Source organism: Moritella marina ATCC 15381, assembly GCF_008931805.1.
Taxonomy (GTDB): Bacteria; Pseudomonadota; Gammaproteobacteria; order Enterobacterales; family Moritellaceae; genus Moritella; species Moritella marina.
In genome coordinates, this window is record NZ_CP044399.1 from 1,863,893 (window position 1) to 1,881,316 (window position 17,424).

Sequence of the window (17,424 nt, forward strand, 5' to 3'; positions counted from 1 at the left end):
AGCAAAATTATTCACTAACTCGACAAGATATACGTTGGAAATAAATAATGGCAACAGGTTCAAGAGCACAGTTTTCGTCTAAATTCGGCTTCATCATGGCTGCAGCAGGTTCTGCAGTTGGTGTAGGTAATATTTGGGGTTTCCCAACACAAGCAGCAAGTAATGGCGGCGCAGTCTTTTTACTTGTTTATCTATTAATGGTATTTGTTTTAGCCTATCCATTATTGGTTGCTGAATTAACCATTGGTCGTCATGGTCAAGCAAACCCGATCAAATCAATCCAGTCTATTTGGCCAAAACAAAAAATTGCTGCTGCGGGCTTAGGTATCGCGGGCATGGTTGCGGTATCGTTAATCTTAAGCTTCTACGGTATTGTTGCGGGTTGGTTGTTAGGTTCATTATTTGCCCCTATTTTCTCATTACTTGGTCTTGAAAGTGCAGCGACTTGGGTTGAATCATTCAGTACAGAACGTAACTTAGTGATGATGGTATTGTTCATGCTCATCACGATACGCGTAGTGAGAAGTGGCGTTACTGATGGTATCGAACGCTGGTCATCACGCTTAATGCCGATGTTATTCGTATTATTTGGCCTAATGACTGCTTACATCTTAACGCAAGACGGCGCAAGTGATGGTCTGGCTATGTACCTTATCCCTGATTTTTCACACTTAAGTTCAGACTTAGTGATCAGCGCGATGGGTCAAGCATTCTTCTCATTATCTTTGGGTGTATGCTCAATGATGGTTTACGGTTCATACCTAAGCAAGAATACCAACATTCCAAAAACAGCGGCACAAGTTGCGTTAATTGATACCGGTGTTGCATTCGCTGCAGGCCTATTAATTCTACCAGCTATGTTCGTTGCTCAACATAACGGTGTTGAGATCTATGATGCTTCAGGCGCGTTATTAAGCTCTGATACGTTAGTATTCACAGTATTACCTGCCATGTTCGATACGATGGGTAGCACAGGTATTATCATTAGCATCTTATTCTTCGTACTTATGGTTATTGCGGCATTAACATCATCGATCTCGATGTTAGAAGTACCAGTATCATGTGCAATGGAAGAATTAAACAAAGAACGTAACACGGTTGTTTGGTGGATTGGCGGTATCATCACGTTAGTATCTGCAATCATCGTATTTAACTTCGGCGACTTGTTTGGTTTAGTCATTACAGCTACAACTGTTTATGCACAGCCTATCTTAGCGTTAATCTTTGCATTACTTGTAGGTTGGGTATGGCGTCGTGATCAACTGCTTACTGAAATTAAGCAAGGTAACCCAGAACTTGAACAAGGGTTATTCTGGAAAATCTGGCCTTGGTATGTTCGTGTTGTATGTCCTGCACTCATCATCTTAGTATTAGCGTCATAATCTAGCGTTAAGCTGGTATTACGAAAAGTATTATAAAACGTATGAAAAAAGGCAGCTACTGGATATATTCCACTCGCTGCCTTTTTATTATCTTCATTCAGTTTTATTATCTACAATTCATGCCTTTACAGTTCGTGTAAAACTAATTCTTTATAACCAATTAAACCCAGAATATCTTCATTCTCAATCACTGGTGCATGAGATAAACTAAAGCGCTCAAACAAACGAGCACAATAGCGAATGTCCATTTCTGGCGGAACCGATACAATTGGCTTAGCCATGATTTCATAAATGTTAACGCGATCAGGTGAACGGTCTTTGGCTAATACTTGTTTGGCGATATCTGACAGTACCAAAATACCGTATGCGTCATGCTGGTCACGCTTGTTAACAATAATAACCTTAGTATCATGTTCTTTCATTGCTGTAATAGCTTCACGAACCGTTTGCATTCCGTCCATGCAAATATAGTTTTGTGTCATTACCGCATTGGCTTTAATTACGACTTTACTCACAGTTCGTTCTCCACAGTTTTAGTTAATTGACTGATCTGATGATTAACACCAACAGCATCTTCTACATCGATTTGTACTGCAATACCTGAGCCCGGCTTTTCATCAAACTGACCGACTTTGTTAATTTCTTCTAAAATATGTCGACTTAAGTGCTCTTCAACAATAAAGAGTAAAACATCACGCTGCGTTTCTAGCGTTAAACCAAAGAAGGTTTTCGATTGCTTAAGGCCTTCACCTCGCGCGTTATTAATAATAGTGGCGCCTGTTGCTCCCGCACTGCGCGCTGCATCCATGATACCGTCAGTAATGCCAGCCTCAACAAAGGCAACGATTAATTTAAAATGCATTTAATTCTCCAACAATTCAAAATTTTACTGTGATTTTTTATTACTATTACGATCGTTACAGTTATAACTCGTCACTGCTTACAAGTTAATCTGTTGCCACTTTTTTATCTCGCGTACTGATCCACTGTGATATTTGTGCGTACGCCATCACCGACATGATCGGGAATAAACTCGCAAAAGCAATAAGACCAAAACCATCGATAATAGGATTACGCCCAGGTACCGTTTCAGCTAATCCAAGTCCCAACGCCGCAACTAAAGGAACCGTTACCGTCGAGGTTGTCACACCACCTGAATCGTAAGCCAAAGGAATAATTAATTTAGGCGCAACAAGCGTTTGCAAAACAACGACGACATAACCCGCCATGATGTACCAATGAATTGGATCACCAACAACAATCCGATAACAACCGAGTGAAATACCGATAGCTACGCCAAGCGCAACAGATAAACGTAAACCCCAAATACCAATTGAGCCACCTGATACTTCATTCGCTTTAATCGCCACGGCAATCAAAGACGGCTCTGCAATCGTAGTAGCAAAACCAATGAGGAAGGCAAATAGATATACCCAATAATAATCAGTCCAAACAAGTTCACGGACACTTTCCGTCACGACTTCGACGCTATTAACACTCGCCAGAAAAGTAGGATCTGTTAATTGCTGCGCCATCAAACGACCCAGCGGAAATAGCGCCCACTCCAAGCCAATTAAAAACAGCGATAAACCGACTAATACCCACAAAAAACCCATTAGTACCCGACCTAAATTAGGTAATGGCTTGCGAATAACTGCAAATTGAAAACCAAATAAGATCGCCGCAATCGGTAGTACATCGTGAAATGTAGTGACAATAGTCGAACCAATTTGCGCTAACATATCAATAAAGGTCATAGCATCACCATTCCATAAGCCATTACAAAGATCATCGGATTAAGCGACGCTAACGCGATAAGACCAAAACCATCAATCATCGGGTTTCGACCTTTGATAGAAGATGCCAGACCAACACCAAGTGCAGTCACTAACGGCACTGTGATCGTCGATGTGGTAACACCGCCCGAATCATAAGCAATACCAATAATCTCAGGCGGAGCAAACACCGTCATGATCACCACCAGCACATACCCGCCAATGATGAACCACTGTAATGGCCAGCCTTTGATAATACGCAATACGCCCAGTGCGATAGCAATACCAACACTCAGCGCAACACTCATTCTTAAGCCTTGAGCATAGTCATCCATCGCGACTTGCGTTGTGCCAATAAGATCACCACTGGCTGCGACTCTCGCCGCTTCCGCTGCCACCGCAATTAATGCTGGTTCGGCCACCGTAGTACCAAAACCAAGACAAAATGCAAAAATCAATAACCAGCCAACGCTACCTTTACGCGCAAACGCATGCGCCATTGATTCACCAATAGGAAATAACCCTTGTTCTAGGCCATGAATAAAGAAGGTGAGTCCTAACAGTACAAACAGCACACCAATAAGCAGCTGGCTGACATTCGGCAATGGTTGTTGAATAACCACTAACTGGAAGAATAAGATCACAATAATAATGGGAGCAAGATCCCTGATACTGCCCAACATAAATTTTAGTAGGGTTTTAAACGTGTTAACCAACATAGCCTCCTTGATTATATTAATCACGCGGATACTAGCCTACTGAAAAAACTAAAAAATTGATCTAAATCAATGAGATTGGAACTAACCCCATAGAGGTGCACTTAACCTTAATAAAACCTTTGGTTAACCTTGACATAACAATACAAAACAATAAACATCAATAAAACAGCTGAAGAGCTATTCATTAAATCTTACGTGGGTATAAATTTCATCTAATTCAGCCACGCTACATTGCTGCCAATGCGGCGGTAACTCACACCCTAAGCATTGTTCTAACTCTACGGATAAATAAACAAAAGATAATGAATCAGCATTTAAACTATGGAAGGTTTTATCGGGGGACAGTTCAGTTAAATTTAATGCATCAATAAATAAGTGGCTAATACTCTCCCACTCCCTCTCATTTAATTCTAAAATATTTGAAATAGAACATAATGTACGCTTAAAAAACCCAACGCTCGGCTTTTTATAGGCATGATTTGCAATCGTCATAAAATCATATTTACCATTAGAGAGTAATGGAATGTCATCAAATAGAGTGATGATGAATTTATCACGTGGTAATGAATAATAGTCGCTTAGTCGAGTGAGTAACTGCCCTTTATCAATATCACCGTGACTGGATTCCAAGGCAATAACAATCGCTTTATCGTTACCTGTGACTGCACTTTGCGGATAATCTGTTTTAACGACACTTTGCACATCATCGAGATTAATGCGTAACCCAAATAATTTTACAAATCGTTTCGTACGGCCAACTAAATAGAAAAGATCATGCTGCGTTCGACAAGCAATATCACCAGTAAATAATACCTCCGGTGTCTCATCTTCAGCGAGTCCAGCAATTGAGTTAGCATAACCCATCATCACGTTCTTACCACGATAAACAAGTTCACCAGATTTATCTAGCGCTTTAATCTCGTGACCTTCGTCATCAACTATTGAGAGTTCACCCTGCGGAATAGCACGACCGATGGAATTTGGAAAGTCAATCGCCAGGTGTGGAGGCAAATAAGAAATCCTCGGCGAGGCTTCTGTTTGACCATACATGACAAAAAAATCAATCCCATTAGCTTGCGCTTGTAATGCATATTCTTTGACTAAAAAACCTTCAAGTTTACCGCCTGCTTGTGTGATATAACGTAGACTCGGGTAAGCTTTAAAATCAAACTTAGTTTTAAGCAAAGCTTCAAAAGTATAAGGAACACCAGCAAAACTGGTCGCTGAATAGGTCACTAAATCATGCCAAAAACTTGCATCTAGTACACCGTGTGCCGTAAATACAGTACATGCGCCGGCTTGTAAGTGGGAGTGTAAAACAGATAAACCATATGCATAATGTAATTTTAGGTGAGCCAGAGCAATATCATTTTCAGTCAAATTCAAATATTCGACAATCGATTCTGTATTTGACTGGATATTCGTCGCACTTAGCTTGACGAATTTAGGGGTTCCCGTCGTACCAGACGTCGACAATAACAGCGTTAAATCAGGATGTAGCTGATAAGTACACTGTGAGTGCTGCGTAATTTTACCAAAGCCATTTATCAGCAGATTAGGATTATAACGATTAATAAGTTCTATCGACTTATCACTACTAAAGTTATCCATAAGGTAGACAACCTTATTACTTCTTAAACAAGCTACATAACTAACCACCGACAAAATAGAATTTTTTGATTCAATAAATACTAATTCTTTATTATTTCCGAGTTGCACGGATAGCACATTGGCTTGATGCTCGAGGTCCATGTAGGTTATACGCTCACCGCTGACTGCATCAATGACTGCAATATTATCTTGAAACCGGTCTAAGCCATTAAAGAACATATACACCCCTACTTCTAAAAATAATTAGTTCATAATCCGATAAATAATTTAGACCTCTGCTTTAAAATCATCTTAATGACCACAAATGAAGATAACGACAGAAATAGTGTGATTGTAAAGCTTACTGATGCGGCAAGTAATCCCGTCATTTCAACATTAAGGTATTGGTTATATATAATCCGGATGATCGATATAAAATAGCCATGCACAAAATATAAATAAAAACTTAAACGCGCAAACATATTGAGACATTTATTTTTCTTAGATAAATAGCGTTTTGTAAATGCGATTAAGATCACCGACAACGCCATTTTCCACAGTAAATCGACTGATGTATTAAATTCGCCATCCCATGACAATGAAAGATAAATCACGATATAACCGACTAATAGTACGCCACTATGCTTTGTTAGCATTTCATAAATATTCGGGCGCTGCCAAAGTAACATCCCCAATAAATAAGTTGGCAAAAAATACACAGTCCAAATAACATTATTAACACTAAAATCAGGACGTCCAAACCACAATGCAGGTATTAATGACAATATAAAGAAAATACCTAATAACTGCTTGTTTTTAAGATATAAAAAACTAGGACTAAAAAGATAAAGTGGAATGATCATGGGGATAAACCACAGCGTGACGAGATGTGCCCCTGACAACATAAAGTATAAATATTGATATACAGGCCCTAAACTATGTAACCAATTAATATCAAGCCAAAAATGGGTGTTTTTAAGCCCCGACATATAAATAAAAATAGCCGGTATTGAAACAAAAAAATAAGGAATAATAACAATTTTAAATTTATGTTTTAAGTAATCAAGATAGTTAAAATTGGTCGATAATGATGAAAATAAATAACCAGCAACAACGACAAATAATATAGTGGTGTTATCAAGTAATAATTCAAGAGCATGCAACACGGTCGAACCATCATTATTAATCGTGCCAATCGCATGAATCAACATAATCAATAGAATTGCAATCCCTCTAAAATTATTTATAAATTGCATCGTATCCCTACCTTCAACTTGTACCGCGACAACCAGTTCCCACTCATTTATCACTATAGAAGTATGGTAGAAATAACTTCAATTTCATGGCGCAGTTAGGTAAAAAGTAAGAGAATATAATACCTTACTTTATGGAATATAATTATATGCCAATATCTATAAAATGGCCAAAACCCAGATAAAAGAAAAGGTTAAAAACCACCTAGCAGCAATGATAAATGAAAGTAATTATATTCACTTATTATTGCATAAGAAAGTATCAGGTGATGTTGAAATATTGAGATATCAGTAAGCGTTTTAGTCAGGCGCTATATTTAGCTTTAATGACTTCGTTACTCACTTAACCGGCATTCAACGTTCAGCTCTTTACAGATCCTAAATACACCATCAAGAACGCGGCTGTTGGCATTATCTTCACCTCCGTCAGTACTACTATCCGCACTAATCGTTAATTGAGAAAGGCCATTACTCACTTTCGCAATCTTAATCGAAGCAGCGGTATCAGCTTGGTTAATATCTAACAACATAGCGGCATCATCTTGCTTTACTAGATCGACATTTTCATTACTGTTTACAATTTTAAGCGCGGTCTGGTAAACATTACTCGCAGGTGCTTTTATATCGACTGTTGCCACTTCATGACTTTGACTTTTGTAGTACATCACAGCACCGACGGTTGCAGCACCAAGACCTGCACAACCAGATAACAATGCCGTAGAAAATGCAGTAGAAAATAAAATAATGAGATTTTTCTTCATAGTAAAGACCTTGTTATATTTTAAGTATGCTCAAACCTATAAACAATTATATATTATTATTCTGATAAAATATGACACATACGAATTAACTTTACTTTTCAATAACAACTTGAATACAATCCGCCCTGTAAATATCAAGGGAATACTTAACTAATCATTAATATACAATAATTTATATAACATTAACGAAGTATTTTATTATCTAATTTTTCTATTTTAAAGGGATTAAAATCAAGATGGATATTCCGACTATTAACCTACTTAATTTAACGCTAGGCGGGTTCAATGTTTCTGATATTGCCACGGGCGCGTTAATTCTCATGATGACAACAATGGGGTTAACACTCAAACTCAGTGACTTCTCGCGTATTATGACGCAACCACTTCCCGTCATCACCGGACTACTGATTCAATTACTGGCTTTACCTGCTATCGCATTTTTACTTATTGCAGTTTATGACCCTGCGTTCCCCATTGCGATTGGCATGATCATTTTGGCTTGTTGCCCGAGTGCTGCAACCTCTAATTTTTTCACCCACATCGCTAAAGGTGATGTAGCACTATCGGTTACGATGACAGCAATAAGCGGTATTATTGTCGTGTTTACCACCCCACTATTTATTAACTTAGGCTTTATGAATTTAACCGGTGAAGGTCAAACGATTTACTTACCCCTGCTACCATCAATGCTGCAAATTTTAAAGCTGATCATCTTACCTGTTGCCGTTGGCATGACTCTTCGCCATTTTGCATCATCGTTGGCACAAAAAATCGAGCCATACGCGACTAAATTGTCCTTTGCGTCCATCTTATTAGTGATGGCTATCTTGTTCTCCGAAGTTTACCCAAGCTTAGACATCATTATTGAGTTGGCTTTAGCCCCCGTGCTGACACTGAATATTGTCATGATGGTGCTTGGTGTAACTATTGCAAAAGTACTCAAACTCAATACTCAACAAGCTCGCTCTATTTGTGTGGAAATTGGTATTCAGAATTATGTACTCGCCGTGGTCATTGCCATTGCGATATTAAAACAACCTGAATTTGCGATCGCAGCGATTGTTTATTTATTCACTATGTACGTGTGCGTATTTGCCTTTATTGCGTATTGCCGCTTCCAGGATATGACGATGAATAAAACAGTGCGTAATTAGCTCTATTGTTCATAAACAGTAAGTAATTTTGTTTTTCATAAACCGTCAATAGCAAAAAGGCCCACTTCAACAGTGCGTTAAAGTGGGCCTTTCATTTTATTACTCAGCTTACTGCGTTATTTTAAAAACCATTATAGGCTAATGAAAATACCCGCTAATGCCGCACTCATTAAGTTAGCCAGTGTTGCCGCTAATACCGCTTTAAAGCCTAAGCTTGCAACATCTGAACGACGCTCTGGCGCCATCACACCGATAGAACCGATTTGAATTGCAATAGAACCAATGTTAGCAAAACCACACAATGCAAATGTAATGATGACTTGGCTGTGCTCTGAGATAGTCTCTTTCACTGCCGCAAAGTCCATGAAAGCAACGAATTCATTTAGGATCATTTTCTGACCAATGAACGAACCTGCAATAAGCATTTCATGTTCAGGTACACCAATCATATAAGCGAGTGGCGAGAAGATATAACCCAATACACTTTGCAGTGTTAAGTTATCAATACTTACCCAGTGACCAATTGTTTCTAAACCAGCGTTTGCCATGGCGATAACACTCACAAAAGCAATTAGCATAGTACCGATAGCAACAGCGACTTTCATACCATTCATCGCACCAGCAGCCAGTGCGTCAATCGCATTACTGTGTTCGCTTTTTGCCATTTCGATATTAGTATCTTCAGTCACTGTTTCTTGCTCTGGCACTAATAATTTAGCCATCAACAAGCTACCCGGTGCAGCCATGAAACTTGCAGCGATAAGGTATTTAAGCTCGACACCTAAACCTGCATAACCGCCTAGAACGCTACCCGCAACCGATGCCATGCCACCCGTCATTACTGCGAACAATTCTGAGCGCGTCATTTTTGGTAAAAAAGGTTTCACTAATAATGGTGATTCACCTTGAGATAGGAAAATGTTACCCGTTGCCGCTAATGATTCCACACGACTGGTACCAAGAAATTTCTGGATTCCCCCGCCAATCACTTTAATCACCCACTGCATTACACCTATGTAATAAAGTAGTGAGATAAGCGCACTAATAAAGATAACTAACGGCAATACGCGGATCGCGAAGATAAAGCCTTCCGTCGCTAAATCACCAAATAAAAATTGAATACCCACATCGGCAAAACCTAGAATGCTCGCAACACCACTACTCATCGCGCCTAACATGCTTTGGCCAAGTGAAGAGTAAAGTACAATCGCAGCAAAACCCGCTTGTAAAAATAGTGCACCACCGACGGTACGCCAATTAATTGCTTTACGATTTTCTGACAGTGCGCATGCACATAAAATAAGTACTAAAATACCAACTAAACTAATTAACAACTGCATTATTTCATCCTGTTCTTAAAAATAGATGTATAAAAATGAAGGTGTGATACCAATTGGAATAAAATTTAGATGGCAGTAAACGCAGGAAAAATTAACACCCACTGGGATTAATTTAGACCTGATTAGTGATCAGTATTTTATTGCAATGGGTATTACGTGTATTGGTATATGAGGAGAGGACAACCCGTATTTTAGAAGTAAAATAACATGGTCAATCCGCCCAATAACAACATACGAGTCACCTTGATAGCAAGCTACAGTCACGCTGGTCCAAAATCCTTGGGTCGTTCACATTTCCTTGGTGACGGCTTGTAACTAAGGTGGCTAAACTCGATGGTTCTGGCCGGAACGGAATTATATAGAGATCTGCATCACATTAATAACATTATTTATCACTTTATTATTAAATTTAAAATAATGCTTACAAATTAAACTTTATAGATGTTTTTTCAACTAAATTAACAATAACAAACCACACTATCACGCTAGCGTTTTATCCATAATCATATTGGCAACCCAGTCGTTAACTACCATACTCAAGTTAATGCATAGCTAAATGGATGAAAGACAAGATTAATTCACTCATTAAGTCGTGATATTTAGTTACCACAATCCACCTCACTTCCCGAATAAAGGAACGAAGATGCCAAACGCCTACTCGTCACTTAACTTCGCCCTCGGTGAAACTATCGATCTGTTACGCGACAGTGTTGCCGCGTTTGCCAATGATGAGATAGCCCCACGGGCAGCGCAAATCGACCAAGACAATTTATTTCCTGCAGATATGTGGCGCAAATTTGGCGACATGGGGTTATTGGGTATCACCATCAGTGAGGAATATGGCGGCGTTGAGATGAACTACCTTGCGCATGTCATTGCCATGCAAGAAATAAGTCGCGCTTCAGCGTCGGTTGGGCTGAGCTATGGTGCCCATTCTAATCTGTGTGTTAATCAAATATTTCGCCATGGTAACACCCAACAAAAATCCACATACCTGCCTAAATTAATTAGTGGCGAACATGTCGGAGCATTAGCAATGACAGAACCCAATGCGGGCTCTGACGTGGTATCAATGAAGCTAAGTGCAGTATTGGACGGCGATGATTATGTGCTTAATGGTAATAAAATGTGGATCACTAATGGACCTGAAGCCAGTACGTATATCGTTTACGCCAAAACCGCCGCTGAATTAAGCAGTCATGGTATTACCGCCTTTATCGTTGAACGCGGTTTTTCTGGATTTAGCCAAGCGCAAAAACTAGATAAACTCGGTATGCGTGGTTCCAATACCTGTGAACTCGTATTCCAACACTGCCGCGTTCCCAAAGACAATATCCTTGGCCAGCTCAACCAAGGTGTGCAAGTACTAATGAGTGGTCTTGATTACGAACGTCTGGTATTAACGGGTGGCCCATTAGGCATTATGGATGCTTGTATGGATCTTGTTGTCCCCTACATCCACCAGCGACAACAGTTCGGTAAAGCCATTGGTGAGTTTCAACTGGTACAAGCTAAAATAGCGGATATGTATAGCCAGATGAATGCCGCCAAATGTTATACCTACACAGTGGCTCGCGCTTGTGATAACCGCGAAGCAAGTCGTAAAGATTGCGCAGGGGTGATCTTATATTGCGCTGAATTAGCGACTAAAATGGCACTTGATACTATCCAATTATTAGGCGGAAATGGTTACAGTAATGAATATCCCGCAGGCCGTTTACTGCGTGACGCCAAGCTTTATGAAATTGGCGCAGGCACATCAGAAATGCGTCGCATGCTAATTGGCCGAGAAATCTTTAACGAATCAAAAGGATAGCGATTATGGCTAAAATAGGCACTTCGCTAAACATCAAGCAGCCTCTGTTTATGGCCAAGCAACAGGCAATGCTAGGACTTGTCCAACAACTCGAAAATAATGTGGAAAAAGTCAAAAAAGGCGGTGGTGAAATAGCCCAACAACGTCACTTAGCCCGTGGAAAAATGCTTGCCCGTGACCGTATTGATACATTATTGGATCCTGGCTCGCCATTACTCGAACTCGGGCAATTTGCCGCTTGGCAGTATTATGATGATGAAGTACCCGCAGCGGGTGTCATCGCGGGCATTGGCCGAGTCAAGGGTATCGAATGCATGATTATCGCCAATGATGCCACCGTTAAAGGCGGGACCTATTACCCTCTCACGGTGAAGAAGCATTTACGCGCCCAAGAAATTGCCGAACGCTGCTGCCTGCCCTGCATCTACTTAGTTGACTCTGGTGGTGCTTTTTTGCCCCGCCAAGATGAAGTATTTCCCGACCGTGACCACTTTGGCCGCATCTTCTTTAATCAAGCTAATATGTCTGCCAAAGGCATTCCACAAATAGCGTCCGTAATGGGCTTATGTACGGCAGGGGGGGCTTATGTTCCAGCAATGGCTGATGAAGCTATTATTGTAAAACAGCAAGGTACTATCTTCCTAGCTGGACCGCCCTTAGTAAAAGCTGCAACAGGAGAAGAAGTCACAGCGGAAGAACTCGGTGGCGCAGATGTGCACTGTAAAATATCAGGTGTTGCAGATCATTACGCCGAAAATGATGCCCACGCATTAAAACTCGTACGCCAAGCTATCGATAATATCAATCATGTAAAAAAACCGAGTTTAACTGTTCATCCCAGCAGCCCACCACGCTTTGACAGCCTAGAGTTATATGGCATTGTCGGCACCGATTTAAAAAAGCAATTCGATGTCAAAGAAGTTATTGCGCGCATTGTAGATAACTCTGAATTAGATGAATTTAAGCAATATTATGGTTCTACATTAGTTTGTGGATTTGCGCGTATTCATGGCTACCCTGTCGGTATCATTGCCAATAATGGCGTATTATTTTCCGAATCAGCGCAAAAAGGCGCGCATTTTATACAGCTATGTTGTAAACGCAAGATCCCATTAGTCTTCCTGCAAAATATTACTGGATTTATGGTCGGAAAAAAGTATGAAGCTGAGGGTATTGCAAAGCACGGTGCGAAAATGGTGACCGCGGTATCTTGCGCACAAGTGCCTAAATTTACGGTCATTATTGGCGGTAGTTACGGCGCAGGTAATTATGGTATGTGTGGCCGAGCTTACGACCCGACACTGTTGTGGATATGGCCAAATGCTAGGATCTCGGTTATGGGTGGCGAACAAGCCGCTAGCGTGCTTAGTCAAGTCAAAAAAGACGGTTTAGCCCGTAGTAATAAAACTATGACAGAGGCTGAAGAAGCCGATTTTAAAGCCCCGATCATTAAGCAATATGAAACCCAAGGCGATCCTTACTATGCCAGTGCACGCTTATGGGATGACGGTATTATCGACCCAGTTCAGACCAGGCAAGTATTAGGGTTAGCAATATCAGCAGCATTAAACGCCCCCATTGCCGATACCCAATTTGGTATTTTCAGAATGTAGCTAACTTAATGTCACTTACTTAACCCCCCCGCTAGGATCTATGAATGACAAAACAATCCGAACAGTTAAACATCATCAATGCAGCTCACTTCCACACGACGATTGATGATCGCGGTATCGCCACTATAACCTTGACTCGACCCAAGGTACGTAATGCTTTTAATGCAGAAACCATTCATCACCTGCTAACTACACTGGCCGTATTAAAACATGATCCAGCTGTACATATCTTACTATTAAGAGCCCAAGGACAGCACTTCTCGGCTGGTGCCGATATAAACTGGATGAAAGATGTCGCCAAATTAGGTTACCAAGAAAACCTTGCTGACGCGGCGCAATTAGCCAAACTGATGGACAAATTAAATCAATTCCCTAAACCAACATTAGCCCTACTACAAGGAGCTTGCTTTGGTGGGGCTGTTGGTCTAGTAGCATGCTGTGATATTGCGCTGGCGACATCAACAACATCATTTTGCTTAAGTGAAGTGAAAATAGGCCTTATTCCAGCGGTAATAAGCCCTTATGTCGTTACCGCGATGGGAGTAAGGCAAGCTCGTCGCTATTGCCTGACAGGTGAATTATTTAGCGCGCCCCAAGCTTTAGAATATGGTTTACTCCACGAGATTGGGGATGATTTAGATTCACTCGCCGCGCCATTTATCGATAACCTACTTCGTAACAGCCCCGCTGCAATGCAAGCCGTTAAATCCCTCATTCATGATATTAATAACCATGCCATCAACGACACATTGATTGCCGATACCAGTCAACGTATCGCCGCAATTCGGGTAACGATCGAAGCACAGGAAGGGTTAGATGCATTTCTGAATAAACGCCAACCCGACTGGACTAAGGGCTAGAAGTAATAAATAAAATAAGGAATAAGTCTATGCCGCACCAAGGTTCAGCACCATCACTTCTTAGTAGACTATTTAATAAAGTACTTATCGCTAATCGCGGCGAAATTGCCTGTCGTATTATCGAGACTGCGCAGCGTCTTGGCATAACGTGTGTGGCGATATACTCTGCGGCAGATGCCAACGCGCGGCATGTAAAAATGGCGGATGAAGCCTTTTATCTCGGGCCTGCCCCAGCGACAGAATCTTATCTGAATAGCCAACGTATACTTGACATAGCGCAACAAGCCAATGTTCAAGCTATCCACCCCGGTTATGGGTTTTTATCCGAAAATGCAGCATTCGCCCAAGCCTGTGCAGATCAAGGATTCATCTTCATCGGCCCAAGTGTCGACGCCATTACCACTATGGGTAGTAAGAGTGCTGCAAAAGTAATAATGACTGCTGCCAATGTGCCACTTGTGCCGGGTTATCATGGTAAAGCGCAAGATGAACCGACATTACAACAACAATCACAAGACATCGGTTATCCGCAACTGCTCAAGGCGGTATATGGTGGCGGCGGTAAAGGCATGCGCATCGTTTATAATGCTGAAGAGTTTAGCCAAGCACTCGCCACCACCAAACATGAGGCAATGGCCAGCTTTGGCAATGACGATATGCTGATAGAGCGCTACTTAACCAAGACCCGCCATGTTGAAATTCAAATATTTAGCGATAGTCACGGCAACTGTATTTACTTATCTCAGCGTGATTGTTCAATTCAACGTCGCCATCAAAAAGTGCTCGAAGAAGCCCCAGCTCCCGCACTCCCTCAAGCAATCCAAGTCGCTATGGGGGAAACTGCCGTCGCAGCGGCCCAAGCCATTAATTATCAAGGTGCTGGCACCGTTGAATTCTTATATGACGAACAAGGTCAATTCTACTTCATGGAGATGAATACCCGCCTGCAAGTAGAACACCCCGTCACCGAGATGATCACCGGATTAGATTTAGTCGAATGGCAGTTATATATTGCGAATGGTGCGCCCTTACCGCTGACTCAAACACAAGTTAAAATTACCGGCCATGCTATCGAAGTGCGTATCTACGCCGAAGACACCGACAAGGATTTTATCCCCGCCAGTGGTCGCATTGCTTTTTTAAATCAACCATCAGCATCTCGACATGTGCGTATTGATACCGGCGTTGTTGCAAGCGATGAAATAAGCCCCTATTACGATCCCATGATTGCCAAATTAATAGTCTGGGATCATACTCGCGACTTGGCTATTGTGCGCCTCCAAACCGCCTTAGCAAACTATAAGATCGCTGGTATTAAAACCAATATTGGTTTCCTTACACAGTTGTCACATGTACCAGCACTACAAAAAGCTGAACTCAATACGGACTTCCTGCAAACCCATGCTGCACTATTATCAGTAGTACCAGAGAATATTAATTATGCGTTACTCTTCGCAGCCCTCGCCTTGCAACTGCAAGCGAAGCAGTCTAAATCAGATACCTATACACTTGATAACGCAATTAATAACAGCATCAAGGATAGTAATTCCCCTTGGGCCCAAACGACAGGCTGGCGTTTGAATCAACTCGCCATCAACACAATTAAATTAGCGACAGCGCATAACGAGCAAAATAAAGAGCAAGAACAGCACCAATACAGCCTAGATGTGACAACACTCACTCAAGGTTATCAAATTAAACTGCATAGCTATGCTAATGAACCACAAGAATACCAGGTTCACTGTGAACTCTTAGGTAATGAACTAACCGCATTTATTGATGGTCATAGAGTACAGGCAACCGTGGTGGTATCCGCATTACAGGTCACCATCTTTTACGCCGGAAACACTTGTTTGCTATTTCGCAAAACAGCTAAACAAATTACGCCGCAACCTGTTATGCAAAACAGGACCTCAACAACTAATATTAATACTGCAGTAGACACAAAAATCACTGCACCAATGAATGGCGTTATCGTCAGTGTGCTTTGCCAACCGAAGCAAGTCGTCGAGGCTGGCGAGCCGTTAGTCGTGATGGAAGCGATGAAGATGGAATGCAACATAACCGCACCAACAGCTGGCACAATAACAGCAGTGTGTTATCAAGATGGTGACATGGTTGAAGATGGTGCTGAATTAATACAGTTAACCCCTTCTCCCATACTTGATAACAAGGAATAAGCCTGATGGCAATACTACCGATGAACACGCCTAACCAGCCCTCTAACAATCAATACCAACTGCCTGAACGCGTCAAAATTGTCGAGGTTGGGCCCCGCGACGGCCTGCAAAGTGAAGTAGCGATCAGTCTCAATGATAAAATATCACTGGTTAATATGCTCAGTCATACCGGATTAAGCATGATTGAGTCAGGAAGTTTTGTATCCCCCAAATGGATCCCCCAAATGGCCAATAGTGGTGAGTTATTTAGACGTATTAAGCGCACTAAAGGTGTCACTTACTCGGCATTGACCCCTAACTTAATCGGTTTAAATGCTGCAATTGCCGCCAACGTCGATGAAATAGCCATATTTGGCTCTGCATCTGAAAGCTTTAGCCGTAAGAATATCAACTGTTCTATAACCGATTCGCTACGCCAATTTTCCCCTGTGGTAAAACAAGCTCTCGCTGCTGGTTTGCCTGTGCGAGGTTACATATCTTGCACCCTTGGCTGTCCATACGAAGGTTATATCAGCATTAATAAAGTCGCTAAAGTCGCCCAGCAATTACAGCAAATGGGCTGCTATCAAATAAGCCTTGGCGATACAGTCGGAGTCGGCACGCCGGAAGCCACTAAAGCCATGATAAACGCCGTGAGTCAGTATGTATCTGTCGATAAGTTAGCTGTTCATTTTCATGATACTTACGGCCAAGCACTGGCAAATATTTATGCCGCATTACAATTAGGGGTAAGCGTTATCGACAGTGCAGTTGCTGGATTGGGCGGCTGTCCTTATGCTCAAGGGGCTTCAGGTAATGTTGCCAGTGAAGATGTGGTGTATATGCTCAATGGATTAGGGATTGAATCTGGCGTCGATCTAAGCGAATTAATCGCCGTCGGTAATTTTATTAGTGAACGCTTAAAACGCAGCAATGGTTCGAAAGTCGCTCAGGCCTATCCTGCAGCTCAAGCCCTGTTTCAATCATTAATATGAGGTGAGA

15 protein-coding genes are annotated in these 17,424 nt (G+C 41.4%); 7 read left to right on the forward strand and 8 right to left on the reverse strand.

The features are described 5' to 3' along the window. Positions 1–47 precede the first annotated feature (47 nt). Positions 48–1,382, forward strand: a complete 1,335-nt coding sequence (locus FR932_RS08365) for a sodium-dependent transporter (RefSeq protein ID WP_019441070.1) — start codon at positions 48–50, stop codon at positions 1,380–1,382. 125 nt (positions 1,383–1,507) lie between these two features. On the opposite strand, the gene FR932_RS08370 is transcribed toward FR932_RS08365, so the two are convergent. The 7 genes from FR932_RS08370 to FR932_RS08400 all read right to left on the reverse strand — a co-directional run bounded on the left by FR932_RS08370 (position 1,508) and on the right by FR932_RS08400 (position 7,480). Further along, positions 1,508–1,897 carry a CBS domain-containing protein gene (locus FR932_RS08370; protein ID WP_019441071.1) on the reverse strand — a complete coding sequence of 130 codons (390 nt, stop codon included), beginning with the start codon at positions 1,895–1,897 and terminating at the stop codon, positions 1,508–1,510. Then, the gene (locus tag FR932_RS08375) at positions 1,894–2,244 is read right to left on the reverse strand and encodes a P-II family nitrogen regulator (RefSeq protein ID WP_019441072.1); all 351 of its coding nucleotides are present in this window, start codon (positions 2,242–2,244) and stop codon (positions 1,894–1,896) included. Before FR932_RS08375 ends, FR932_RS08370 begins: the two co-directional genes overlap by 4 nt. An 85-nt stretch (positions 2,245–2,329) precedes the next feature. Further along, positions 2,330–3,139, reverse strand: coding sequence for a DUF1538 domain-containing protein (locus FR932_RS08380; RefSeq protein ID WP_019441073.1), 810 nt, complete (start codon positions 3,137–3,139; stop codon positions 2,330–2,332). Further along, on the reverse strand, positions 3,136–3,876 hold the full coding sequence (locus tag FR932_RS08385) for a DUF1538 domain-containing protein (RefSeq protein WP_019441074.1): 741 nt from the start codon (positions 3,874–3,876) through the stop codon (positions 3,136–3,138). Before FR932_RS08385 ends, FR932_RS08380 begins: the two co-directional genes overlap by 4 nt. Positions 3,877–4,053: 177 nt before the next feature. Next, positions 4,054–5,706: a non-ribosomal peptide synthetase gene (locus FR932_RS08390; protein WP_019441075.1), complete on the reverse strand. Its 1,653-nt coding sequence runs from the start codon at positions 5,704–5,706 to the stop codon at positions 4,054–4,056. 29 nt (positions 5,707–5,735) lie between these two features. Next, positions 5,736–6,722: an acyltransferase family protein gene (locus FR932_RS08395; RefSeq protein ID WP_019441076.1), complete on the reverse strand. Its 987-nt coding sequence runs from the start codon at positions 6,720–6,722 to the stop codon at positions 5,736–5,738. Between the two features lie 332 nt (positions 6,723–7,054). Beyond that, the gene (locus tag FR932_RS08400; RefSeq protein ID WP_019441078.1) at positions 7,055–7,480 is read right to left on the reverse strand and encodes a hypothetical protein; all 426 of its coding nucleotides are present in this window, start codon (positions 7,478–7,480) and stop codon (positions 7,055–7,057) included. A 236-nt stretch (positions 7,481–7,716) separates the two neighbouring features. On the opposite strand from FR932_RS08400, the gene FR932_RS08405 reads away from it, so the two are divergent. Beyond that, entirely contained in the window at positions 7,717–8,634 is a 918-nt protein-coding gene (locus FR932_RS08405) for a bile acid:sodium symporter family protein (protein WP_019441079.1), read from the forward strand. A gap of 131 nt (positions 8,635–8,765) precedes the next feature. Here FR932_RS08405 and FR932_RS08410 read toward each other — a convergent pair whose 3' ends face one another. Continuing rightward, a complete protein-coding gene (locus FR932_RS08410; RefSeq protein ID WP_019441080.1) occupies positions 8,766–9,974 on the reverse strand; it encodes a NupC/NupG family nucleoside CNT transporter in 1,209 nt (402 codons plus the stop codon). A 643-nt stretch (positions 9,975–10,617) separates the two neighbouring features. Here FR932_RS08410 and FR932_RS08415 point away from each other — a divergent pair. From FR932_RS08415 to FR932_RS08435, 5 genes are read left to right on the forward strand one after another with little or no spacing between them, the layout of a single operon-like run. Beyond that, a complete protein-coding gene (locus FR932_RS08415) occupies positions 10,618–11,790 on the forward strand; it encodes an isovaleryl-CoA dehydrogenase (RefSeq protein WP_019441081.1) in 1,173 nt (390 codons plus the stop codon). 5 nt (positions 11,791–11,795) lie between these two features. After that, a complete protein-coding gene (locus FR932_RS08420; protein ID WP_019441082.1) occupies positions 11,796–13,403 on the forward strand; it encodes a carboxyl transferase domain-containing protein in 1,608 nt (535 codons plus the stop codon). Positions 13,404–13,447: 44 nt separating this feature from the next. Then, positions 13,448–14,263 carry an enoyl-CoA hydratase-related protein gene (locus FR932_RS08425; protein ID WP_019441083.1) on the forward strand — a complete coding sequence of 272 codons (816 nt, stop codon included), beginning with the start codon at positions 13,448–13,450 and terminating at the stop codon, positions 14,261–14,263. A 29-nt stretch (positions 14,264–14,292) separates the two neighbouring features. Further along, a complete protein-coding gene (locus tag FR932_RS08430) occupies positions 14,293–16,443 on the forward strand; it encodes an acetyl/propionyl/methylcrotonyl-CoA carboxylase subunit alpha (protein ID WP_019441084.1) in 2,151 nt (716 codons plus the stop codon). A gap of 5 nt (positions 16,444–16,448) precedes the next feature. Then, entirely contained in the window at positions 16,449–17,417 is a 969-nt protein-coding gene (locus FR932_RS08435; protein WP_019441085.1) for a hydroxymethylglutaryl-CoA lyase, read from the forward strand. The last annotated feature ends 7 nt before the right edge of the window (positions 17,418–17,424 follow it).

Excerpts from the sequence above, each read along its gene's own strand:
- FR932_RS08380 (WP_019441073.1), bottom strand. The coding sequence starts at position 3,139 with ATGACCTTTATTGATATGTTAGCGCAAATTGGTTCGACTATTGTCACT.
- FR932_RS08405 (WP_019441079.1), top strand. The coding sequence starts at position 7,717 with ATGGATATTCCGACTATTAACCTACTTAATTTAACGCTAGGCGGGTTC.
- FR932_RS08395 (WP_019441076.1), bottom strand. The coding sequence starts at position 6,722 with ATGCAATTTATAAATAATTTTAGAGGGATTGCAATTCTATTGATTATG.
- FR932_RS08435 (WP_019441085.1), top strand. The coding sequence starts at position 16,449 with ATGGCAATACTACCGATGAACACGCCTAACCAGCCCTCTAACAATCAA.
- FR932_RS08400 (WP_019441078.1), bottom strand. The coding sequence starts at position 7,480 with ATGAAGAAAAATCTCATTATTTTATTTTCTACTGCATTTTCTACGGCA.
- FR932_RS08375 (WP_019441072.1), bottom strand. The coding sequence starts at position 2,244 with ATGCATTTTAAATTAATCGTTGCCTTTGTTGAGGCTGGCATTACTGAC.
- FR932_RS08425 (WP_019441083.1), top strand. The coding sequence starts at position 13,448 with ATGACAAAACAATCCGAACAGTTAAACATCATCAATGCAGCTCACTTC.
- FR932_RS08410 (WP_019441080.1), bottom strand. The coding sequence starts at position 9,974 with ATGCAGTTGTTAATTAGTTTAGTTGGTATTTTAGTACTTATTTTATGT.
- FR932_RS08420 (WP_019441082.1), top strand. The coding sequence starts at position 11,796 with ATGGCTAAAATAGGCACTTCGCTAAACATCAAGCAGCCTCTGTTTATG.
- FR932_RS08430 (WP_019441084.1), top strand. The coding sequence starts at position 14,293 with ATGCCGCACCAAGGTTCAGCACCATCACTTCTTAGTAGACTATTTAAT.
- FR932_RS08415 (WP_019441081.1), top strand. The coding sequence starts at position 10,618 with ATGCCAAACGCCTACTCGTCACTTAACTTCGCCCTCGGTGAAACTATC.
- FR932_RS08390 (WP_019441075.1), bottom strand. The coding sequence starts at position 5,706 with ATGTTCTTTAATGGCTTAGACCGGTTTCAAGATAATATTGCAGTCATT.
- FR932_RS08365 (WP_019441070.1), top strand. The coding sequence starts at position 48 with ATGGCAACAGGTTCAAGAGCACAGTTTTCGTCTAAATTCGGCTTCATC.
- FR932_RS08385 (WP_019441074.1), bottom strand. The coding sequence starts at position 3,876 with ATGTTGGTTAACACGTTTAAAACCCTACTAAAATTTATGTTGGGCAGT.